Here is an 18,042-nt window from a genome sequence, read left to right as displayed (position 1 = left end):
TTCAAATTTTGATGGAAGAATTTCAATTTGGCTATAAAGTCTGACTTCATAAGGTTGGAATGCAGAAAATGAGCAAGGAAATAGACCAATAAGCAAGCAAACTATTAGGATTAGGTTACGCATCGATATATTAATCCAAATTATTGCGTTGAATAAAGTCGTATAGCTCTGCAATATTGTGAAGATCTAATTTAAGCATTAGTCGTCTTTTATAAGTGCTAACAGTTTTATCGCTGATACGCATTTGTTGTGCAATGTTAATGCTTTTCATCCCTTTAGCTAATAAATGTAAGACTTGTAATTCTTTTGTAGAGAGCTCGGCGATTTTTTGTTTGTCATTAAGATGATTATTCGGGGAGGTATCCATTTTATTGAGATTAAGTGGAAAGTAGCCATATCCATTTCTAATCGCATGAATGGCGACATGTAATTCCGTTAAGTTATTGCGTTTACTAATGAAACCACTAGCACCGACACTTGCACAGCGGCGGATGTAATGGTCATCATCTTTTGCAGATAGCACAAGAAGCCCTCCAGTGTAGTTATTCTTACGCAATCGTTGCATGACATCAATCCCATTAAGTGATGGGATATCTATATCTATCATGATCAAGTCGGGAGAGAGTGTTTTGGCAAGTTGGATAGCTTCATGGCCATCAGCGGTTTCCCCTACAATGGTCATGTCATCTTTTTCTAATAGTATTCTTACAGCAAGCCGTGCTACTGGATGGTCATCGACTATCAGTACTGTTTTCATGTTTTTCCCTTTCTGGCTAGTAAATTAAAGCGCGATGAACTTAGGTGCAGGTGCCAAATGAAAAATTAATTGTTTTTTTTATTAGTTTAATGAGCGTTTTAATTTGCTGCAATGTATATTTTTGTAATATTTATCTGTCATAAATTTAATAATTAACTTACATAAATTGCTTTTTTGTCTTATTACATTTTATGGCTATTCCTCTCAAAATACACCTATGCACTGTGGCTGTGTTCAGATGTCTCTACTGGGTCGAGTATTCAATGAGTTGATAATGGGGTAAACTGAGCTTTTCTGTTGAGGTTTAGTATGGCTACCATTTCAGTAAAATGCCGATTCTGTGGGTTAACCGACCCTGTTAAAAAACATGGCACCGGCAATGGAGGTCATCCCCGTTATCGCTGTCAGGCCTGTTGCCGCACTTTTCAACTCGATTATACCTACAACGCTTGTCAGCCCGGCATCAAAGAGCAAGTGGTTGAGCTTGCCATGAATAATGCGGGTATTCGTGACACCGCTAGGGCATTACATATCAGTATCAATGCCGTCGTCCGCACTTTAAAAAACTCTCGCCACGGAATGTAACAACACTGCCCCTAGATAACCTACAAATTCAGCTCATTTGTGAGGTCGATGAGATGTGGTCATTTATCGGTAACAAAAAAAGTCAGCGTTGGTTGTGGTATGCATGGGAGCCTCGCTTAAAGCGGATTATCGCTCATGTATTTGGTTCCCGAAGCAAGAAAACACTGGGGAAATTGTTAAAACTGCTGTCTGGGTTCCGTATCGCTTTTTGGTGTACGGATGGTTACAGGGCGTACAAAGAGACACTCCCTAGCGAAAAACACATTTTAGGAAAGCTATATACACAGCGAATTGAGCGTGAAAATCTGACGTTGCGTAACCGATTGAAACGACTTAATCGCAAGACGTTAGGGTATTCAAAATCATCCGGCATGCATGACAAGATCATTGGGACTTTCATTGAGCGAGAGTATTACGTTTGAAATGCCATCAACCCTTTGGATACGTGACCCTCTACTGTTTTACGGAAAATACAATAGAGCCTTCAATTCTTAATAATTAGATTAGCTTAAACCAAACCTAGGAGGTGAATGATATTATTTTAATAGATAATGACAATCATGGAAACTAACTTTACGAAACTATGTTTTTCTCTATTTCACTACATGGAGTGTGTCTGGCTATTTCTATTTAACAGATTAATAGCATAAGGATTAATAAGTTAATGGATTAAACAGGTGCCACAAACATTAATGGGAATTAATGTGGTAGTGATAACCATAATATATTAATAAATTAAATATTTTAACACTGGGTTATATATTGATTCAGTAAAAAGGAATTAGAAATGAAAAAGATTATTGCTACTGCTATTTTTGCTGCGCTTTGTGTTGGTCAAGTTGCGAATGCTAAAGATGGTACGGTTAAATTCGTTGGTGATATTGTAACTGCACCTTGTGAAGTGGCACAAAATTCTTGGGATCAAACCGTTCAGATGTCTCAAGTTAAAACAGCTACATTTGCAGATGCAGGCGCTAAATCAGCGGATAAAAAATTCCAAATTAGCCTACTAAATTGTGATGTGGCTCAGTTCAAAAATGTTGCAGTTTCATTTGCAGGTCAAACTAATGGTGATGATGCAACCCTTTTAGCACTTGATGGTGGCCAAGGTTCAGCAGAAAACGTAGGTGTTGCTATCTATGACGGTAAAGGTAAGAAACTGGCTTTAGGTACAGCAACAGCTGATACTGCATTACAAGTTGGTTCAAATACCCTTTATTTCTCAGCAGCTTATGTTTCTACTAAGAAAGATGTGAAAGCGGGTTCTGCTAATGCAACAGCAGATTTCAACCTGACATATAAATAATATTGATTTCCTTCAGGCCACTATGTTGGTGGCCTGCTTTTTTGTTCGAAGGGGATGTAATGATTCTTAATAGCCTTTTTATTAATAAGTTAATACTTATTTTTTTACTCATGTGTTTTAGTTTCTCTATTTATGCTGCGGGTGGTGTTGTTGTTGGTTCCACCCGTGTTGTATTTGATGGCTCAAAGAAAGAAGCTAATCTTAGTTTAAAAAATAATAATGATAAGAGTACTTATTTAATTCAATCTTGGGTTGAGGATGCTTCAGGGAATAATAAAACTCCATTCATTATAACACCGCCACTTTTTAAACTAGAGCCTGTTAAAGAAAATATGCTTCGCATTATTCGTGCAGGTGGGGATTTACCTGAAGATCGTGAGTCGGTTTATTATGTCAATGTAAAAGCTATTCCACCCGCTCCAGCTGAAGAAAGTGCTAATACTTTACAACTAGCAATTAAAACTAGAATGAAATTATTCTATAGACCTGCTGGCTTGAAAGGTAACCCAATGGATTCCTATAAGGCTCTAGTATGGAAAAAAGAGGGTGATAAATTGCGTATAGTTAATAACACTCCTTTTTCTGTCACATTAAGTGAAGTGAAAGTTAATGGCAGTGAAATAGATAAAGTTGACCTTGTCCTACCGATGAGCAGTACAGTTTATAAGTTACCTTCAACAGCAAATATGGGTGCTCAGATAATATTTACAACTATCAATGATTATGGCGGCACTTCTGAATTGCAAAAAGCGACACTTCAATAAATAAGGCGTTAATTTTAATAGAAAGATAAGTCGTGTGATACCTTTTATTATTTTTTTATAAGAAAGTTTTGCGCAATATATTAGAGGGAACGAGGGAATGAACAAAATACGATATAGAAAGAAGCTTTTGGCTTTCTCTTGCATTACATTGGGAATATTTAGCGCTTATCCTGTTTTAGCGAAAGAATTGTTTAACTCTCAATTTTTAGAAAATATTAGTAGTAATAGCGTTGCCGATTTTTCTTTATTGTCAAAAGGCAATGTGGATCAATTACCCGGAGAGTATTTGGTCGATATATATGTTAATGAACAAGCAGTGGCAAAGCAGAATGTAAATTTTAGTACTAGGGAATATAAAGCTAATCATTCATCTGATGGCGTATCATTAGAACCTTGTATTTCGTATGAGCAATTACAAGCTTATGGTGTCCGTGTTGAGGCTTTTCCTAAATTAGCTCAATATGCGCAAGACCCTGTTCAGTGTAAGCCATTTTCAGCTTTTGAAGAAATTATTCCTTATGCATCATCCCATTTTGATTTTAATCAGCAGAGATTGTATTTGAGTTTTCCTCAAGCATCTTTGACCAATTTAGCAAAGGGAACGATTGACCCATCAATGTGGGATGAAGGGATCCCCGCATTGCTAACAAACTATAGCTTTACAGGGAGTAATTCGACGAATACAGGCAGTCATATTAGTGATAAGTCGAGTGATAGCTATTTTTTGAGTTTACGTTCTGGGGTTAACGTGGGGGCATGGCGCTTACGTAATTATTCAACGTGGAACAGCAGTAATGGTAATAATAGCTGGAGAAATATTAATACCTATCTCCAGCGGTATATTGTGCAGTTGAAGTCGCAAATAATTATGGGTGATACCTATACACCGGGCGATATTTTCGACAGTGTGCAAATTCGTGGTGCACAAATTGGTACTGATGATGACATGCTAGCGGATAGCCTGAAAGGCTATGCCCCCGTGGTACGTGGGATAGCGCGTACTAATGCGACGGTGACGATTAAGCAAAATGGATATACCGTTTACCAGAGTTATGTGGCTCCTGGTCCATTTGCTATCACGGATTTGTACCCAACTGCTGCGAGTGGTGACCTTGAGGTAGAAATAAAAGAGCCATCCAAAGCTTTATTCAACCATTTGCGAGTGTGCCTGTTTTACGTCGCCAAGGGCAAATTAAGTATGCATTTTCAGCGGGGCAATATCGAAATGGTCACAGTAGCCAGCGGCCATTTATAACGCAGGGCTCTCTGGTCTGGGGGATCCTAAATAGTTTGACTGCATATGGAGGCCTGCAAGTTGCAGAGCGCTACCGTTCTCTGGTGCTAGGGGTTGGTCAGAATATCGGCGATTTTGGTGCATATTCTTTTGATATTACAACAGCTCATAGCGAAGATGTAACACGATATGGTAATGGCGCTACAGGCCAATCTTATCGCTTATTGTACTCTAAATCTTTTGCTAATACGGGCACGGACTTTCGTTTATTAGGCTACCGTTACTCAACGGAAGGGTTTTATACCTTCCAAGAAGCCGTTGAGCGTAGATATCAAGATTGGGATTTTGCAGATGATAGCCGCTACTCTTACCACCGACGCTACCGTCTTGAAGGAACATTAACGCAGCAACTAGGTAAAGATTTAGGGTCTATCTATTTTTCTGCTAACCGACAAGATTTCTGGAAAGGGCAAGGTAAGCAAAGTCGGTTACAAGTAGGTTATAACAATAACTGGGGCCCTTTAAATTACGGTGTTTCTTATAGTCGAGCAACATACCCAAACCAAAGAGAAACAGACCAAATTTTCAGTTTTAATGGTTCATTTCCACTCTCTGCATTATTACCTAACACATGGGCGACTTACAACATGGTTAGCCAGCGCCATGGGCCAATAACTCATCAAGCGGGAATTTCAGGCACATTATTAGATGATAATAATCTCAGTTATAGCGTTCAGGAGAGCTATGGTTCGAAAGGACAGGGTAATGGTGGTGGAGCTAGTCTCAGTTACCGAGGTGGCTACGGCAATATGAACTTTGGTTATAACTATAGCAAAGATTCTAGGCAGTTAAACTACGGTGTTGAGGGTGGTGTTTTAGTTCATGAGGATGGGGTAACGCTTTCTCAACCAATTAATGAAACCTCCATTCTAGTTAAAGCTATTGGTGCCAAAGATACCAATATTACAAGTTATACCGGTGTTAAGACAGACTGGCGGGGCTATGCCGTATTACCTTTTGCTCAAGCCTATCGATTTAACCATGTTGAGCTAGATACACAAACATTGGGTGACAACGTGGAATTACAAGAAAGTGCTAAGAGTGTTGTGCCGAGTAAAGGGGCGATTTCTAGGGTTGAGTTTATTACTCAAATAGGGTACCGAGCTTTAATCACACTAAAACATAAAAATGGCACAGTGATCCCTTTTGGCGCATCCGCACAGCTAGTTCAAAATGATGGGAAAGCGGTTAATAGTTCGATAGTTGGGGAAGGTGGTCAGTTATTTATCAGTGGGTTACCGGAAAGCGGTAAGCTGGAAATTAAATGGGGACAACAAGCGGCACAGAGTTGCTTCGTTAATTATCAATTACCTGTGAAACCATTGAGTAAAGATGCCATTGGTATTATTCAGACTCAAGCGGTATGCCAGTAATTGGGAGATTACAATGAGAAAATTATTTAATATTCATATATCAGCACTATTATTTGCCCCCAGTTTATTGATTGCTCCATTTCTAATAGTCCCAAATACTCATGCAAGTGGGATCGATACTGAGTGGTATAACATTTGTCATCCTGATGGGGCAGTAACGAGGTATACACTCAGTCTTACCGGTGATATTGGTTCATCATTTAATAAGTCTGGTGTTGAACTCCCATCGAAATTTAGTTGGAATGATGGGAAATCATACAAGATAGTTTGTGCATGCATACCTGGTGAATCATGGAATCAGACTTATTACTCAACGTTTTATAAGGGGAATAATGGGCCGACTACTGGCCATGCGCCGGGCTGGGAAAAAGCTAATGAGTATATAGATGTCAGAACTTTTGTTGCAATTTGGAACCAAAATACGGGTACTACCTCCATGCATGAAGTTCCGGTCACGTATCCAAAGGGTTGATGGCATTTCAAACGTAATACTCTCGCTCAATGAAAGTCCCAATGATCTTGTCATGCATGCCGGATGATTTTGAATACCCTAACGTCTTGCGATTAAGTCGTTTCAATCGGTTACGCAACGTCAGATTTTCACGCTCAATTCGCTGTGTATATAGCTTTCCTAAAATGTGTTTTTCGCTAGGGAGTGTCTCTTTGTACGCCCTGTAACCATCCGTACACCAAAAAGCGATACGGAACCCAGACAGCAGTTTTAACAATTTCCCCAGTGTTTTCTTGCTTCGGGAACCAAATACATGAGCGATAATCCGCTTTAAGCGAGGCTCCCATGCATACCACAACCAACGCTGACTTTTTTTGTTACCGATAAATGACCACATCTCATCGACCTCACAAATGAGCTGAATTTGTAGGTTATCTAGGGGCAGTGTTGTTACATTCCGTGGCGAGAGTTTTTTAAAGTGCGGACGACGGCATTGATACTGATATGTAATGCCCTAGCGGTGTCACGAATACCCGCATTATTCATGGCAAGCTCAACCACTTGCTCTTTGATGCCGGGCTGACAAGCGTTGTAGGTATAATCGAGTTGAAAAGTGCGGCAACAGGCCTGACAGCGATAACGGGGATGACCTCCATTGCCGGTGCCATGTTTTTTAACAGGGTCGGTTAACCCACAGAATCGGCATTTTACTGAAATGGTAGCCATACTAAACCTCAACAGAAAAGCTCAGTTTACCCCATTATCAACTCATTGAATACTCGACCGAAGTTCCATTCAGAAGTGTTTCTAATTATACCTCTGAAGGGGTATGCCCAAATACGGAGCTTAACCAATTTGGTAGAAGTCGAATAAGGCAGACTATAACTAGTGGTGGTACCGGAAGAATGGATCTTTATATAAGGAAACCATTTGTTGGTCGTACGACTTTTAGTATTCCAGATTTTTATACTCTGTTTGCAAATAATGCCCCTCAGCAGAATGGACCTGCTATTGCTACTGTAGGTATTAGTGTTGACATTACAGCCCCGCAGTCCTGTGAAATTAATGCGGGTCAGAGTATATCGATTCCGTTTAATGATATTCCTCAGCGAAATTTCGTCACAGCAGGTAAAGGAGGAATGCCCGCAGGTGTAGTACCGCAGTCTAAAACATTGAGTTTGAAGTGCTCAAATATGGATGCTTATGCAAATTTAGATATGCGCTTTATTGGTACTGCTGACCCAAATAGCACTACTGATGGCTTTAGTACGGATAATAAAGATATTGCTATTGCAATAGAAGGGCCTAATGGCCGCTTAACACCGACTACAGGGAAACTCCCTTTGCAATTAGATGCTAATCAAAATGGTTCGGTAACAATCAAAACTTATCCTTTCAGTAGTACTGGTCTAGCTCCTGCGCTTGGTAAATATTCATCAATTGTAACTGTGCGTTTAGACTTTAGATAATAACAATGGAGATAACTATTATGAGTAATGCAATGGAAAATAGTCGTAATTTCCCGTGGTCAACAATGAAAAAAGTGGGGGCTTTATCATTATTGATTGCAGTCAGTGGTGCAGTACATGCAGCGGATATTACGTTGAACTTTAGTGGAAATGTAACAGTAACAGGATGCGATATTTCAGCGAGTAGTAAAACAAAAGCGATCGCTTTTGGTACTGTGGATTTAGCTAAAGCGACAGCGGGGGGAACAGGGAGTTCAGCCTTAAAAGATGTGGATTTCTCTTTAGATTTCACTAGTTGTGCGAATCTTAAAAATATTAGTTTAGTCATGGATACAACCAAAGCTGTGACGGGCTTTGCTGATTACTATTCTATTGATGAGGGGGCTGGTAAAGCTGGTGGTTTAGCGGTTGGTATTAAAGGAACTGATACAGCAAAAACGGTTCAGTCACCAGGGAAAGAGGTTTTATGGGCAAAAACAGCAACAGCGAATAATATTCCTTTTAAAGCGACATTATATAAAACTGGTGCAGTAACTGCGGGGGCAATTACTGGGCTTGTGAATGTCACTGTAAAATATAATTAATAGAGTATCCATATATAAAAATATTATTACTAATAATATTGAATTAAGGGCTATATAAATGAAGAAAAATTTTCTATTAGCGCTAATGGGCGCTATGACGGGTATTGCTTTAACTTCAGGTGCACAAGCGGCTGATGCAACATTAACATTGAAAGCAACAATAAAGTTGGCGGGGTGTGATATTTCAACAGGCACAGGTAAAGACCAATTAGTTGATTTTTCGGATGTTACTGTAGTTAAAAATGCGGTTAAAGGAAGCTCAATAGCTAAAAAGGATTTTAATCTGCAATTTCAAAATTGTGCAGATTTAAAAGGTATTGATGTTTCAATGAAAGGTACTGCTGATACTGATATGGCTGGTGGAGAGCTGTTTGCGATTGATAAAGGTGCAAACATGTCTAAAGGCGTAGGCGTTAAAATTATTGCAAAGACAACCGGTGGAGAAAAAGTCCAGAAGCCAGTTGGTGACACGGTTGTTTGGGGAAGCCTTTCAGGGGCTAGCGTGACTTTACCTTATCGTGCTGAATTAGTTAAAACGTTAGATGCGATAACCGGGGGAGATGTTCGTTCAGTTGCCGAAGTTAGCGTAGCATATAAATAAAATACTAATATATTGAATGGTTTTATAGATATTTAAAATAACTGATAACATTGTCGTTTTATTTTCTTAAAACGACAAAGAAAGTTTAGTTTATCTATTTTTTTTGTAGAAGTGATTCAATAATTTATATGCATGTTATAAGGCAATGATTAATTCAAGAACTAGCATCATTATTCGTTAGTTTTGATCTGCGATTATTATTTGGACTGATTATGAAATTATATTCGTACAGGTATTGCTATATTTTTGGCATGGTTTTTTCGCTATGCCCTCTATTTTCATCGGCTAGTGATTTATCGTTAAATTTTACTGGAAATGCAATCGTTACGGGATGTGATGTTGAATTTGGAAATAGTGGTAAGAATCAAGAAATCGATTTTAAAACAGTAACAACGACAAAAAGTGGAACAGGTCTTTCTGGCTTGGTCACTCAACCATTTTCATTAAAACTATCTAATTGTGCGGGAACAATTAATAAAGTTTCCGTGAGTATGTCTGGTAAGGCTGATACCGGCTTTCCTGAATACTTTGCAATTAATAGTGGCACCGGCAGTGCACAAGGGTTGGTTTATGGTGTGAACGTAAAAGGGGATAAAAATAAAAAGCAAAAACCCGATGGCACAGTTGTTGAGTGGTCATCGACGGCACAGCCATTAGATTATGAAGCCACTTTGTATAAAACAGGGAATGTTGACGGTGGTCTCGCACAAGCGAGTATTGATATCAGTATTGGGTATCAATAAATAATAGTTATTTAATATGGGAGAGAGAGGATGAACATAAGCTGTTTATTTAGGAGAACTGTTTTAGTCGCAGGTATAAGCTTCGTTTCATCAGGAGCACTGGCTTTGGATGCTTCTGTTCAGATTAAAGGCAAAATAAAATTAATGGGATGCGAGGTTGATACCGGATCAAAAGATCAGACTGTTGATTTTAAAAAGGTCAATGTGCCGGTGAGTTATCCTTCTGGAAGTGTTGTAGCTGAGAAACCATTTACGATTAAACTACAAAATTGTGAGTCAGCCGCCGTTGCTGATGTTTCGATGAGTGGTACTCCAGATAGTTTTAATGCGGATTATTTTGCATTAGATTCCACGAGCCAAGATTCAGCGAAAGGAATAGCACTGCGTATTAAGTCCACAAATGGTGAAATTCAGAACCCTTCAGGCAAAGTGGTGACATGGCGTTTCAATTCATCAAGTAGTGAACAATTATTAACTTATAATGGTGCATTAATTAAGACGAGTGATATCACTAACGGTAAAGTGAATGTAAATGCAGAGTTTAGTGTTAATTATCGTTAATTTTAATATAAAACATAATAGTTTATTAATTAAATTGATAGTAATGGTTTAATAACTTTTATTATATGAGTTTATGATTTGTTTTTATTTGAGAAATATAAGTTTATTTGAGGTTGTAAATCTCGAATACGCTTTTTTATAGCATGTCAGGGCGTTAAATTTTAAGGCTACAACACTAAAAATAATAGTGTCATTATAATTAGGACAGTACGTATGAACGTATATAACACTGAAATTTCTAATAGTTTTATTGGGCAGCAGGTTCGTAAACGCCGTCTTCTTTTCGGTTGGTCTGCGAGTACACTAGGGAAAAAATCAGGCTTGAGCCAACAACAAATTTCACGCTATGAAAGAGGAACACAGAATTTCACTATTTATCGTTTATGTATATTTGCAAATATACTGGAGTGTGATTTAAATTACTTTTTGGGGCGTGAGGCTGATATGAGCTACCCATTATAAGCAGAATATTAAAATTAATAGCTTCTTAAAAGAGAAGCTATTAAAAATAATTATATGTAGACATAATCATTTTTATATTTGATGAAGACATCAAAGAAGATGGCAACACCAATGACTAATTTTCTCTATACTTATTTTTAATATCTGTCTGTTTTATAAAAAAGTATGTTCAGTTTACATATACTGCTATGGTGATAGCGGTATTTTGTTTCTATGGGGAAAATAAAAACGGTATTATTTGGGGATCTTGTGAAAAATGTAAATGCGAGCTCAGCAATGCTAAAAGGATGCTTCTAGCTGGACGGTTGCTTATGGTATAATAAGCGCACAATACAGCTATATTTTTTAAATCTTATTTTTAGTCCATTTTACATTGGATACCCCAGCAATGAACATTAGTCAGCTTAAAAGCTTTGTTGAAGTGGTCAAAAGTGATTTCAATATCACTAATGCGGCTGAAAAACTGTATACCTCTCAGCCAACGGTGAGTAAGCAACTTAAAATATTGGAAGATGAGCTGAACGTTTCATTATTCAATCGGAAAAATAATAACTTATTGTCTCTGAGCCCGATTGGCGAAAAAGTTCATCATGTCGCGTGTGATATTCTTGCTCAGTTCGATAAAATAAAAAGTATTGTTTCTCATGAAGATACGACGATAAAACAGAACTTGCATATTGCAACAACCCATACCCAGATCCGTTATAAATTACCGCAAGTGATTGAGCGTTTTAACGCACGTTACCCTAATATCTCTTTGCATTTTCACCAAGGTGCGCCAGCTCAAATTGCAGAGATGGTGAATAATGGCGATGTGGACTTTGCCATTGCGACCGAGTCGATGCATCTTTATGATGATTTATTGGTAATGCCTTGTTATCAATGGTCTCGCAGTATTATTGTTCCACATGACCACCCATTGGCTCAATGTGAACAGCTTAGGATTGAAGACCTTGCGGGCTACCCACTAATTACCTATGTATTTGGTTTTACAGGGCATTCGAAGCTCGACCAAGTCTTTTATCAACATAAATTAACGCCAAATGTTGTTTTAACTGCCGTAGATACTGAAATTATTAAATACTATGTAAAACGCGGTGCTGGGGTCGGTATTATTTCAACCGTAGCTTTTGACCCAGAGGAAGATAGTGAGGCATTACGCTGTATTGATATTAGCCACTTAGTCAAGCCAAGTTATACACATGTTTGCATTAATCGGCACATGCACCTAAAAGATTATATGTATGATTTTATCTCTCATTACGCACCTCACCTTGATTTGAATTATATTCATCAACCGAACCAATGGGTACCTACAGAACAAAGTGAGAAAGATAGGTTATATAGAGAATTGCCTGAGCTATGACTTATCTGCGGATGATTAAGAAAAAAGCCGAGTAATAGGAGATTTACTCGGCTTTAGTATTACTGTGTGTATTATATTTATTCTAACGAGTGGCAATATTAATAAAAATTTGAGCGCCAATCAGCAAACAGTCGTCATCAACAAAATAAGGGTTTGCATGTAAGTAATTATTAATCCCTTTTGCTTGATTACCACTTCCTAAAAAGTACATGGCACCGAGTTTACCTTTAGTGGCATTGATCATATAACTGAAATCTTCACTTCCAGTCATTGGCTTACCATTTGAATCAATATGCTCAATTGGTAAAAAGGCGGCTGCGGCATCATAAATGACTTTGGCTGCTTGTGGGTGGTTGACAACAGCAGGATACCCGCTGGCTTCCAGTGTTGTTTTAAACCCGCCGGCTTCACTACGAGCCACAATTTCATTGAAGCTGGCTTTTAATATTTTGTCCGTTTCTTCATCCATTGAACGGATGGTTCCGCGTGCCTGAACATGATCTGCCAGCGCATTTGGGATGGTTCCCCCGTTAATCATGCCACAACCAAATACGGCAGGGCTGAAAGGATCGGTTTTTTTGGCAACAATGTAGTCCATATAATCGATGATACGCGTTGCTTCGCGGATAGCATCTAACCCTTTATGAGGGGTTGAGCCGTGAGCAGAAACACCGTGGACATCTAGTGTCCACGCTGAGCCATAAGAGGACATAACCCCTGAATTGAATTTAATATAACCCGTTTCAAAGGCCGCATCATTGTGTAGACCGTAAACCTCGTCAACGCCTTCCATACAGCCCATTTCGACCATTTTGTTAGCACCTGGTACGCGCATATCTTCTTCAGCCATCTGGAAGATAAAACGGACGTTATGGGTGAGTTCAGAACGGTTCACACTGAGGTATTTAGCTGCTGTTAAGGCGATGGTCATGTGGGTATCATGGCCACAGTTATGAGCGCAACCCTCATGGACAGAACTGTGTTCATTGCACGTTAAATCAGGCATTTCAAGGCCATCGATGTCGGTACGATAGGCAATTAAGCGCTTGGTTGGGTCGACAATCAAATCAGCGGTAAAGCCTGTGTAGCCTTCAAATAAACGAATGTTATAGCCAAAGCTTTCCATCAATTCACGGCAATATTGTGAGGTTTTGAATTCTTGCCCAGACAATTCAGGGATTTTATGTAAATCCTGACGTGTTTTTTTGCTAAACGTTTCTAAAGCAAAGAGCTTTTCACTGATATTGTATTTGTTGGTCATTACGTTTTATCCCGTATACAGAAAGCATTTTTAATGCTGTTAAAGGGCCCCTGGTGTGAGCATGGAATAATGAACAGCGCGCTCATTTAATTTATGTGTATTTTAAAAATTAGATTCAGAAATAGGATGATTTCTACTTCTACTCGTTATTCTTTATCTATCAATTTATAGAGTGAATTTTAACGTGGATATTAAAAAAGTGAGCGTGACGGAGATCGTATTTATATCATATCAGTATTGCATGGCTCATGAATAATAAGGATGGTAATTTATTAAAACAATAATATAAAGAGTGCTTAACTTATTAAGTCTATTTATATCAATAGGTTATGGGTATGTTTTTAATGTTGGGAATATTTGCATTTTAAAGTGAGCATGAGTAGGGTTTAAGTTAAATTTTTTATTTAAAGTAGGGGGGAGAGGCATGATTTTAGGAATTGTTTTAAATGAAATGGCCAATGTAAAAAGAAATTAAATTAATGCGAAGAAAAAATTTTAAAAGTGGGATAAAAGCTAAAAATCATATTCCCCTTATTATAATGAACATAGCAATAAGGGGAATGTTTTAATAATTAGTTCTTAAAAGAGCCAATAAATGAGAGGTATTCCTCTTTGCTCATTAATGGGGTGTAATCAGCTAACATCTCATTAGCTTGGGACGCATCATCAAATAACAGGTCAATAATTGCCATTGCCATCATTTGAGCAGGGCGGATATAGGCCATATCATCATCAAAAACAACGTAATCTTTACCATGCAACCCACCACGAATTGCACCAATCCATGGGTGACTCACTGGCATAATATGTGATAAGTCCCCTGTATCCGTGCTTCCAGTCATGTGCCCAGCAATCCAAACATTTTCTTCGCCAATCAAGCTGTGGGCATTTTGTTGCAATAAACTGTTCAATGTATCGTTGTTATATAATGGAAGGTAACCCGGTAAATCTTTAACTTCTACCTCTGCACCAACAGACATTGCGCCAGCAACAAGTGCGCGAGTAATACGTTCATTCGCATCAATCATTGCTGGGACATTTGACGCTCGAACATAACTTTCCATACGGACATCACTTGGGGTGACATTGACCAAATCACCGCCTTGCGTGATGATCGGATGGAAACGAATGTAATCTTTTTCTTGGAAAGTTTCGCGAATAGCATTTACTCCCATGATCCCCATCATTGCGGCATTGAGGGCATTGACACCCAAGTGAGGTGCTGCCGCTGCATGGGATGCAGTCCCTTTGTAATTAATCAACTTGCCAATAAACCCATTGGTGGTGGTCGACATTTCAATAAAACCAGTATCACGCTCAGGTTTGACGCTGGTTAAATGAATTTGCATAGCCATATCGACATCATCAAATTCGCCAAGGGATATCAGCTCTGGCTTACCGCCGATATAACTAATTTTTCCTTGTTCAATCAGTTTATTACGATAAGCCAGTTCAACATATTCCTCAGCGGGAACGGCGAAAGGAACGACGTCTCCCGCGAGGTATTGCATAGCACCTGACTTAACCAGACCAATAGTCACAGCCATCATATTGGCTATTTGCGCATTGTGCCCACAGCAATGGGCTGCACCCGTTAAATCATCGGCCTCTGGGTGTTCAGCACAAATAATCGCGTCGAGCTCACCAATCACAGCAATGCTATATTTGCTACCTTTTCCACCTTTTAGACGTGCCTTAACCCCTGTTAATGCGAGTTGGTTTCGGTAATTAACGCCTAATGCAGAAAATGCGGCTTCCACTTTTTTTGCTGTTTTCGTTTCTTTGTAGCCTAGCTCTGGCTCTGCCCAAATATCTTCTGCTAATTTTTTGATATCCCCTTTATGGGATGCAATTGTTTCGCAGACGATGGCTTTCAATTGGTCTTTGGTCATTGTCATGGTAAATATTTCCTCTGGTTAGATAACGCCGCTCCATGAAAGTGTCACTTGACCAATAAGTGCAGCGAATAAGAAAGTTCCCGTAAAGACCGCCAGTGAAACTGGGATGATCCGCCATGAAATGGCTTTAAATTTATCAATATCTTTACCGAGTGAAAGACCGGCAAATGCCAGAACTGTCGTACTGATGACAGCGAGTGAAATTTTACCTGTCATTGCGATCATTTCTTTATCGTAAGGGAATAATGGTGAACACAGACCTGCAGCAATTAAAGATACCCAGAAAATCACAGGTAACTTACCTAATGGTGGGATCTGTGCAATTAAGTATGCCACAAATGACATACCCCCTAATAATGCCATGGCGATAAGTGAGTCGCTAAAGACTGCGCCAAAGCTGCCGCGGCCATAAATTGAGCCTCCGAGAGCATCACCCAGTGAAGTGAAGATGATGACTAACACGATGATTATTGCAATTTCTGCCATCTTTTTCATGATCTTATATCCTTATTCTGTATCTGCTGATGCTGTTGCACGTTTTCTTTTGAGTTTGTTGTATAAGAAAGAGGCAAACGGTAAGGAGAAGAAAATATAGATGTACAGACCTAATACTGAAGACATCAAGTTTGCGGAGGATGAGAATGCTTGAATATCCGCAGCATGTTCAGGATAAAGCTCCAATAATGGTGCGACTGACGCAGCTAGCATCGAACCACTTCCGACCCCGGCTCCCATTGCTAAAGCGAGAGGGCTCATAATATCGAGTCCTGCGATAACACTGGCGATGATGCCCATCCAAACGGCTCCGTATAGTGTTCCGCAAATATACATTGCCATAACGCCACGGCCTTCTGGTGAACTTAAACCATATTTGGCTTCGATAATGGCGATATTGGGTTCACGACCAATAGAGTAAGTTGCACCAACGGCTTCACGACCCATACCTAACATAATGGCAAGGGGTAAACCGAGTAAAATGGTACCGATAAAGTGACCGATTTCTTGCAGGATTAATGCACCACCGGCTTGAATAATTTTTTCCCAAGATGCACCAACGGAGGTGCTTAATTTTGCAATTAAGATAACTAACGCGACACTCATTATAGAGCTTGCGTGTGCCATGTTTTTTTCGCTGAGGATTTTGAATTTTGGAAAACTGATAATACCACCCATCAACATGGAATAAAGCATTGGAAAAACCATAACTAAACTGATTTTAATTTGCCCTATAGCTTCCGAAAGAAGAATGATAAGTAAGCTAACCAAAAGCAACTTACTATCTTTTAATATACCCATAGTGTTACCTTTCATTGGAAATGTTTTTAAGAGTTATTCGTATATATTTATAATAAAAATGCATCATTTTCGTATTCATACTATCCATGAAACTATTTTCTTGACAATATTCCGAAAGTCTCTTAGCCATGCCTAAAAGGCATGGTTAAAATCAATTAATTAAAATTAATTAATAAAAATGTGCTTATTGAATTTCTCTTGCATTTTAATATTAAAAATATTGTTATTTTTCAGTCTGATACAATATTTTATTAAGTTTTTAACATGTTATTTCATAAGTGATTTTGATTTTTAGATGCATTAATGCGAAGAGTTATCAAATACCTAATAAATGTGAGGTTGTTCAGGTTTTATGTATTTTTATATGAAAAGGTTTTATTTTTATTGAGTTTGTATAATGATGAAAATTTAGATTTTATTGGAGTTTATTATTGTGATTATATCTTTTGGTTTTGCTTTTACCTGATTTGAGTCTGATTATTAGTTTAATAAACCAATTTGTTTTTTTAAGGTTTCTTCAAAAAAATTTGATAAATTACAATAATATTGTATTTGGCTGTGATATTTGACTTGGATCCCAATTTTGAATATTCATTAATTAGAAAGCAATAAATGAGTCGAAATTTTATTTTAGTCTAAATGCTGATATTAATGTTATCCGTAACATATCGACTGCTATTTGTTTATTGCGTCTTGAAAAATACAAAGGCACGAATGGCGCGAACAAAAAAGTATTTATTGCTAAATTTATGTTTAGCCATCTTTTTATCACAACGGTATTGTAATTGGTAAATTCTAAAGCAAGGTGTTTATGATTATTACCCTAAAAGATATCACCAAAGACAATTGGGTGGATATCATCTGCCTCGAGATAACCAAAGAGCAGGAAGACTTTGTTGCTCTTAACTCAGAGTCAATCGCAGCCTCAAAATTTTTTGATCATTATATTAATCGAGGGATTTATGTTGATGATGAGCCTGTTGGCTTTGTTCAATATTATTCAAACCATGAAAATGGTTGGCCAGAAGAAGTGTTTATTGACCAATTGATGATTGATATAAAGCATCAACGAAAAGGCTTTGGTTCTCAGGCTATTCCGCTAGTTCTGGAAGAAATTAAAAATTTGGGCAAATATAAGTCCGTATCAATTTGTTATGTTGAAGGCAACGACATGATGAAACCATTCTTTGAGCAGTTTGGTTTTGCAGTTGTAGACCAAGATGAATTCGACAAAACCATTATGCGGTTATTTTTCTGATACTGAAGTGATG

The 18,042-nt window shown here is 38.3% G+C and carries 20 protein-coding genes; 14 read left to right on the top strand and 6 right to left on the bottom strand.

The features are described 5' to 3' along the window. Nucleotides 1-130: 130 nt before the first annotated feature. Nucleotides 131-757, bottom strand: a complete 627-nt coding sequence (locus CYG50_RS13640) for a response regulator (protein ID WP_102139331.1) — start codon at nucleotides 755-757, stop codon at nucleotides 131-133. A gap of 309 nt (nucleotides 758-1,066) precedes the next feature. On the opposite strand from CYG50_RS13640, the gene CYG50_RS13635 reads away from it, so the two are divergent. From CYG50_RS13635 to CYG50_RS23515, 6 genes are all read left to right on the top strand, one after another. Beyond that, a protein-coding gene (locus CYG50_RS13635; RefSeq protein ID WP_102140845.1) for an IS1 family transposase occupies nucleotides 1,067-1,764 on the top strand; the annotation gives its coding sequence in 2 pieces (ribosomal slippage) (nucleotides 1,067-1,316 and nucleotides 1,316-1,764; 699 coding nt in all). A gap of 365 nt (nucleotides 1,765-2,129) precedes the next feature. Then, the gene (locus tag CYG50_RS13630; protein WP_102140746.1) at nucleotides 2,130-2,648 is read left to right on the top strand and encodes a fimbrial protein; all 519 of its coding nucleotides are present in this window, start codon (nucleotides 2,130-2,132) and stop codon (nucleotides 2,646-2,648) included. 59 nt (nucleotides 2,649-2,707) lie between these two features. After that, complete coding sequence (locus CYG50_RS13625; RefSeq protein WP_102140747.1) at nucleotides 2,708-3,412, top strand: fimbrial biogenesis chaperone; 705 nt, start codon at nucleotides 2,708-2,710, stop codon at nucleotides 3,410-3,412. Between the two features lie 97 nt (nucleotides 3,413-3,509). Beyond that, nucleotides 3,510-4,667, top strand: coding sequence for a fimbria/pilus outer membrane usher protein (locus CYG50_RS23180; protein ID WP_253059591.1), 1,158 nt, complete (start codon nucleotides 3,510-3,512; stop codon nucleotides 4,665-4,667). Then, the gene (locus CYG50_RS23175) at nucleotides 4,577-6,079 is read left to right on the top strand and encodes a fimbria/pilus outer membrane usher protein (RefSeq protein WP_253059588.1); all 1,503 of its coding nucleotides are present in this window, start codon (nucleotides 4,577-4,579) and stop codon (nucleotides 6,077-6,079) included. The genes CYG50_RS23180 and CYG50_RS23175 overlap by 91 nt, the downstream gene beginning before the upstream one ends. Before the next feature lie 13 nt (nucleotides 6,080-6,092). Continuing rightward, nucleotides 6,093-6,551: a fimbrial protein gene (locus CYG50_RS23515; protein ID WP_102140748.1), complete on the top strand. Its 459-nt coding sequence runs from the start codon at nucleotides 6,093-6,095 to the stop codon at nucleotides 6,549-6,551. A gap of 7 nt (nucleotides 6,552-6,558) precedes the next feature. Here CYG50_RS23515 and CYG50_RS13610 read toward each other — a convergent pair. Next, nucleotides 6,559-7,256 (bottom strand): IS1 family transposase gene (locus CYG50_RS13610; RefSeq protein WP_102140845.1). Its coding sequence is split into 2 segments (ribosomal slippage): nucleotides 6,559-7,007 and nucleotides 7,007-7,256, totalling 699 coding nucleotides; the frame shifts between segments, so codons are not numbered across the junction. Nucleotides 7,257-7,435: 179 nt separating this feature from the next. Between CYG50_RS13610 and CYG50_RS13605 the strand changes: the two genes are divergently transcribed. From CYG50_RS13605 to CYG50_RS13575, 7 genes are all read left to right on the top strand, one after another. Further along, a complete protein-coding gene (locus CYG50_RS13605; protein WP_102140027.1) occupies nucleotides 7,436-7,999 on the top strand; it encodes a fimbrial protein in 564 nt (187 codons plus the stop codon). A 20-nt stretch (nucleotides 8,000-8,019) separates the two neighbouring features. Continuing rightward, nucleotides 8,020-8,583 carry a fimbrial protein gene (locus CYG50_RS13600; protein WP_168222857.1) on the top strand — a complete coding sequence of 188 codons (564 nt, stop codon included), beginning with the start codon at nucleotides 8,020-8,022 and terminating at the stop codon, nucleotides 8,581-8,583. Nucleotides 8,584-8,641: 58 nt separating this feature from the next. Beyond that, a complete protein-coding gene (locus tag CYG50_RS13595; RefSeq protein WP_102140025.1) occupies nucleotides 8,642-9,184 on the top strand; it encodes a fimbrial protein in 543 nt (180 codons plus the stop codon). 212 nt (nucleotides 9,185-9,396) lie between these two features. Beyond that, nucleotides 9,397-9,927: a fimbrial protein gene (locus tag CYG50_RS13590; RefSeq protein WP_148241599.1), complete on the top strand. Its 531-nt coding sequence runs from the start codon at nucleotides 9,397-9,399 to the stop codon at nucleotides 9,925-9,927. A 30-nt stretch (nucleotides 9,928-9,957) separates the two neighbouring features. Beyond that, nucleotides 9,958-10,488, top strand: coding sequence for a fimbrial protein (locus CYG50_RS13585; protein WP_102140023.1), 531 nt, complete (start codon nucleotides 9,958-9,960; stop codon nucleotides 10,486-10,488). Between the two features lie 213 nt (nucleotides 10,489-10,701). Further along, the gene (locus CYG50_RS13580) at nucleotides 10,702-10,950 is read left to right on the top strand and encodes a helix-turn-helix domain-containing protein (RefSeq protein WP_102140022.1); all 249 of its coding nucleotides are present in this window, start codon (nucleotides 10,702-10,704) and stop codon (nucleotides 10,948-10,950) included. Nucleotides 10,951-11,338: 388 nt separating this feature from the next. Continuing rightward, the gene (locus CYG50_RS13575; RefSeq protein ID WP_102140021.1) at nucleotides 11,339-12,316 is read left to right on the top strand and encodes a LysR substrate-binding domain-containing protein; all 978 of its coding nucleotides are present in this window, start codon (nucleotides 11,339-11,341) and stop codon (nucleotides 12,314-12,316) included. 82 nt (nucleotides 12,317-12,398) lie between these two features. Here CYG50_RS13575 and CYG50_RS13570 read toward each other — a convergent pair whose 3' ends face one another. From CYG50_RS13570 to CYG50_RS13555, 4 genes are all read right to left on the bottom strand, one after another. Continuing rightward, nucleotides 12,399-13,577, bottom strand: coding sequence for a M20 metallopeptidase family protein (locus CYG50_RS13570; RefSeq protein ID WP_102140020.1), 1,179 nt, complete (start codon nucleotides 13,575-13,577; stop codon nucleotides 12,399-12,401). 572 nt (nucleotides 13,578-14,149) lie between these two features. After that, nucleotides 14,150-15,475: an amidohydrolase gene (locus tag CYG50_RS13565; protein WP_102140019.1), complete on the bottom strand. Its 1,326-nt coding sequence runs from the start codon at nucleotides 15,473-15,475 to the stop codon at nucleotides 14,150-14,152. A gap of 18 nt (nucleotides 15,476-15,493) precedes the next feature. Beyond that, the gene (locus CYG50_RS13560; protein WP_004262394.1) at nucleotides 15,494-15,970 is read right to left on the bottom strand and encodes a hypothetical protein; all 477 of its coding nucleotides are present in this window, start codon (nucleotides 15,968-15,970) and stop codon (nucleotides 15,494-15,496) included. A 12-nt stretch (nucleotides 15,971-15,982) separates the two neighbouring features. Next, nucleotides 15,983-16,771: a DUF3100 domain-containing protein gene (locus CYG50_RS13555; protein WP_036958500.1), complete on the bottom strand. Its 789-nt coding sequence runs from the start codon at nucleotides 16,769-16,771 to the stop codon at nucleotides 15,983-15,985. Between the two features lie 811 nt (nucleotides 16,772-17,582). Here CYG50_RS13555 and CYG50_RS13550 point away from each other — a divergent pair. Then, the gene (locus tag CYG50_RS13550; RefSeq protein ID WP_102140018.1) at nucleotides 17,583-18,029 is read left to right on the top strand and encodes a GNAT family N-acetyltransferase; all 447 of its coding nucleotides are present in this window, start codon (nucleotides 17,583-17,585) and stop codon (nucleotides 18,027-18,029) included. Nucleotides 18,030-18,042 lie beyond the last annotated feature (13 nt).

The sequence above is a fragment of the Providencia huaxiensis genome (assembly GCF_002843235.3).
Classification (GTDB): domain Bacteria; phylum Pseudomonadota; class Gammaproteobacteria; order Enterobacterales; family Enterobacteriaceae; genus Providencia; species Providencia huaxiensis.
Note: the sequence above shows the minus strand (reverse complement) of the source record. Positions and strands in the feature narration are given on the sequence as shown.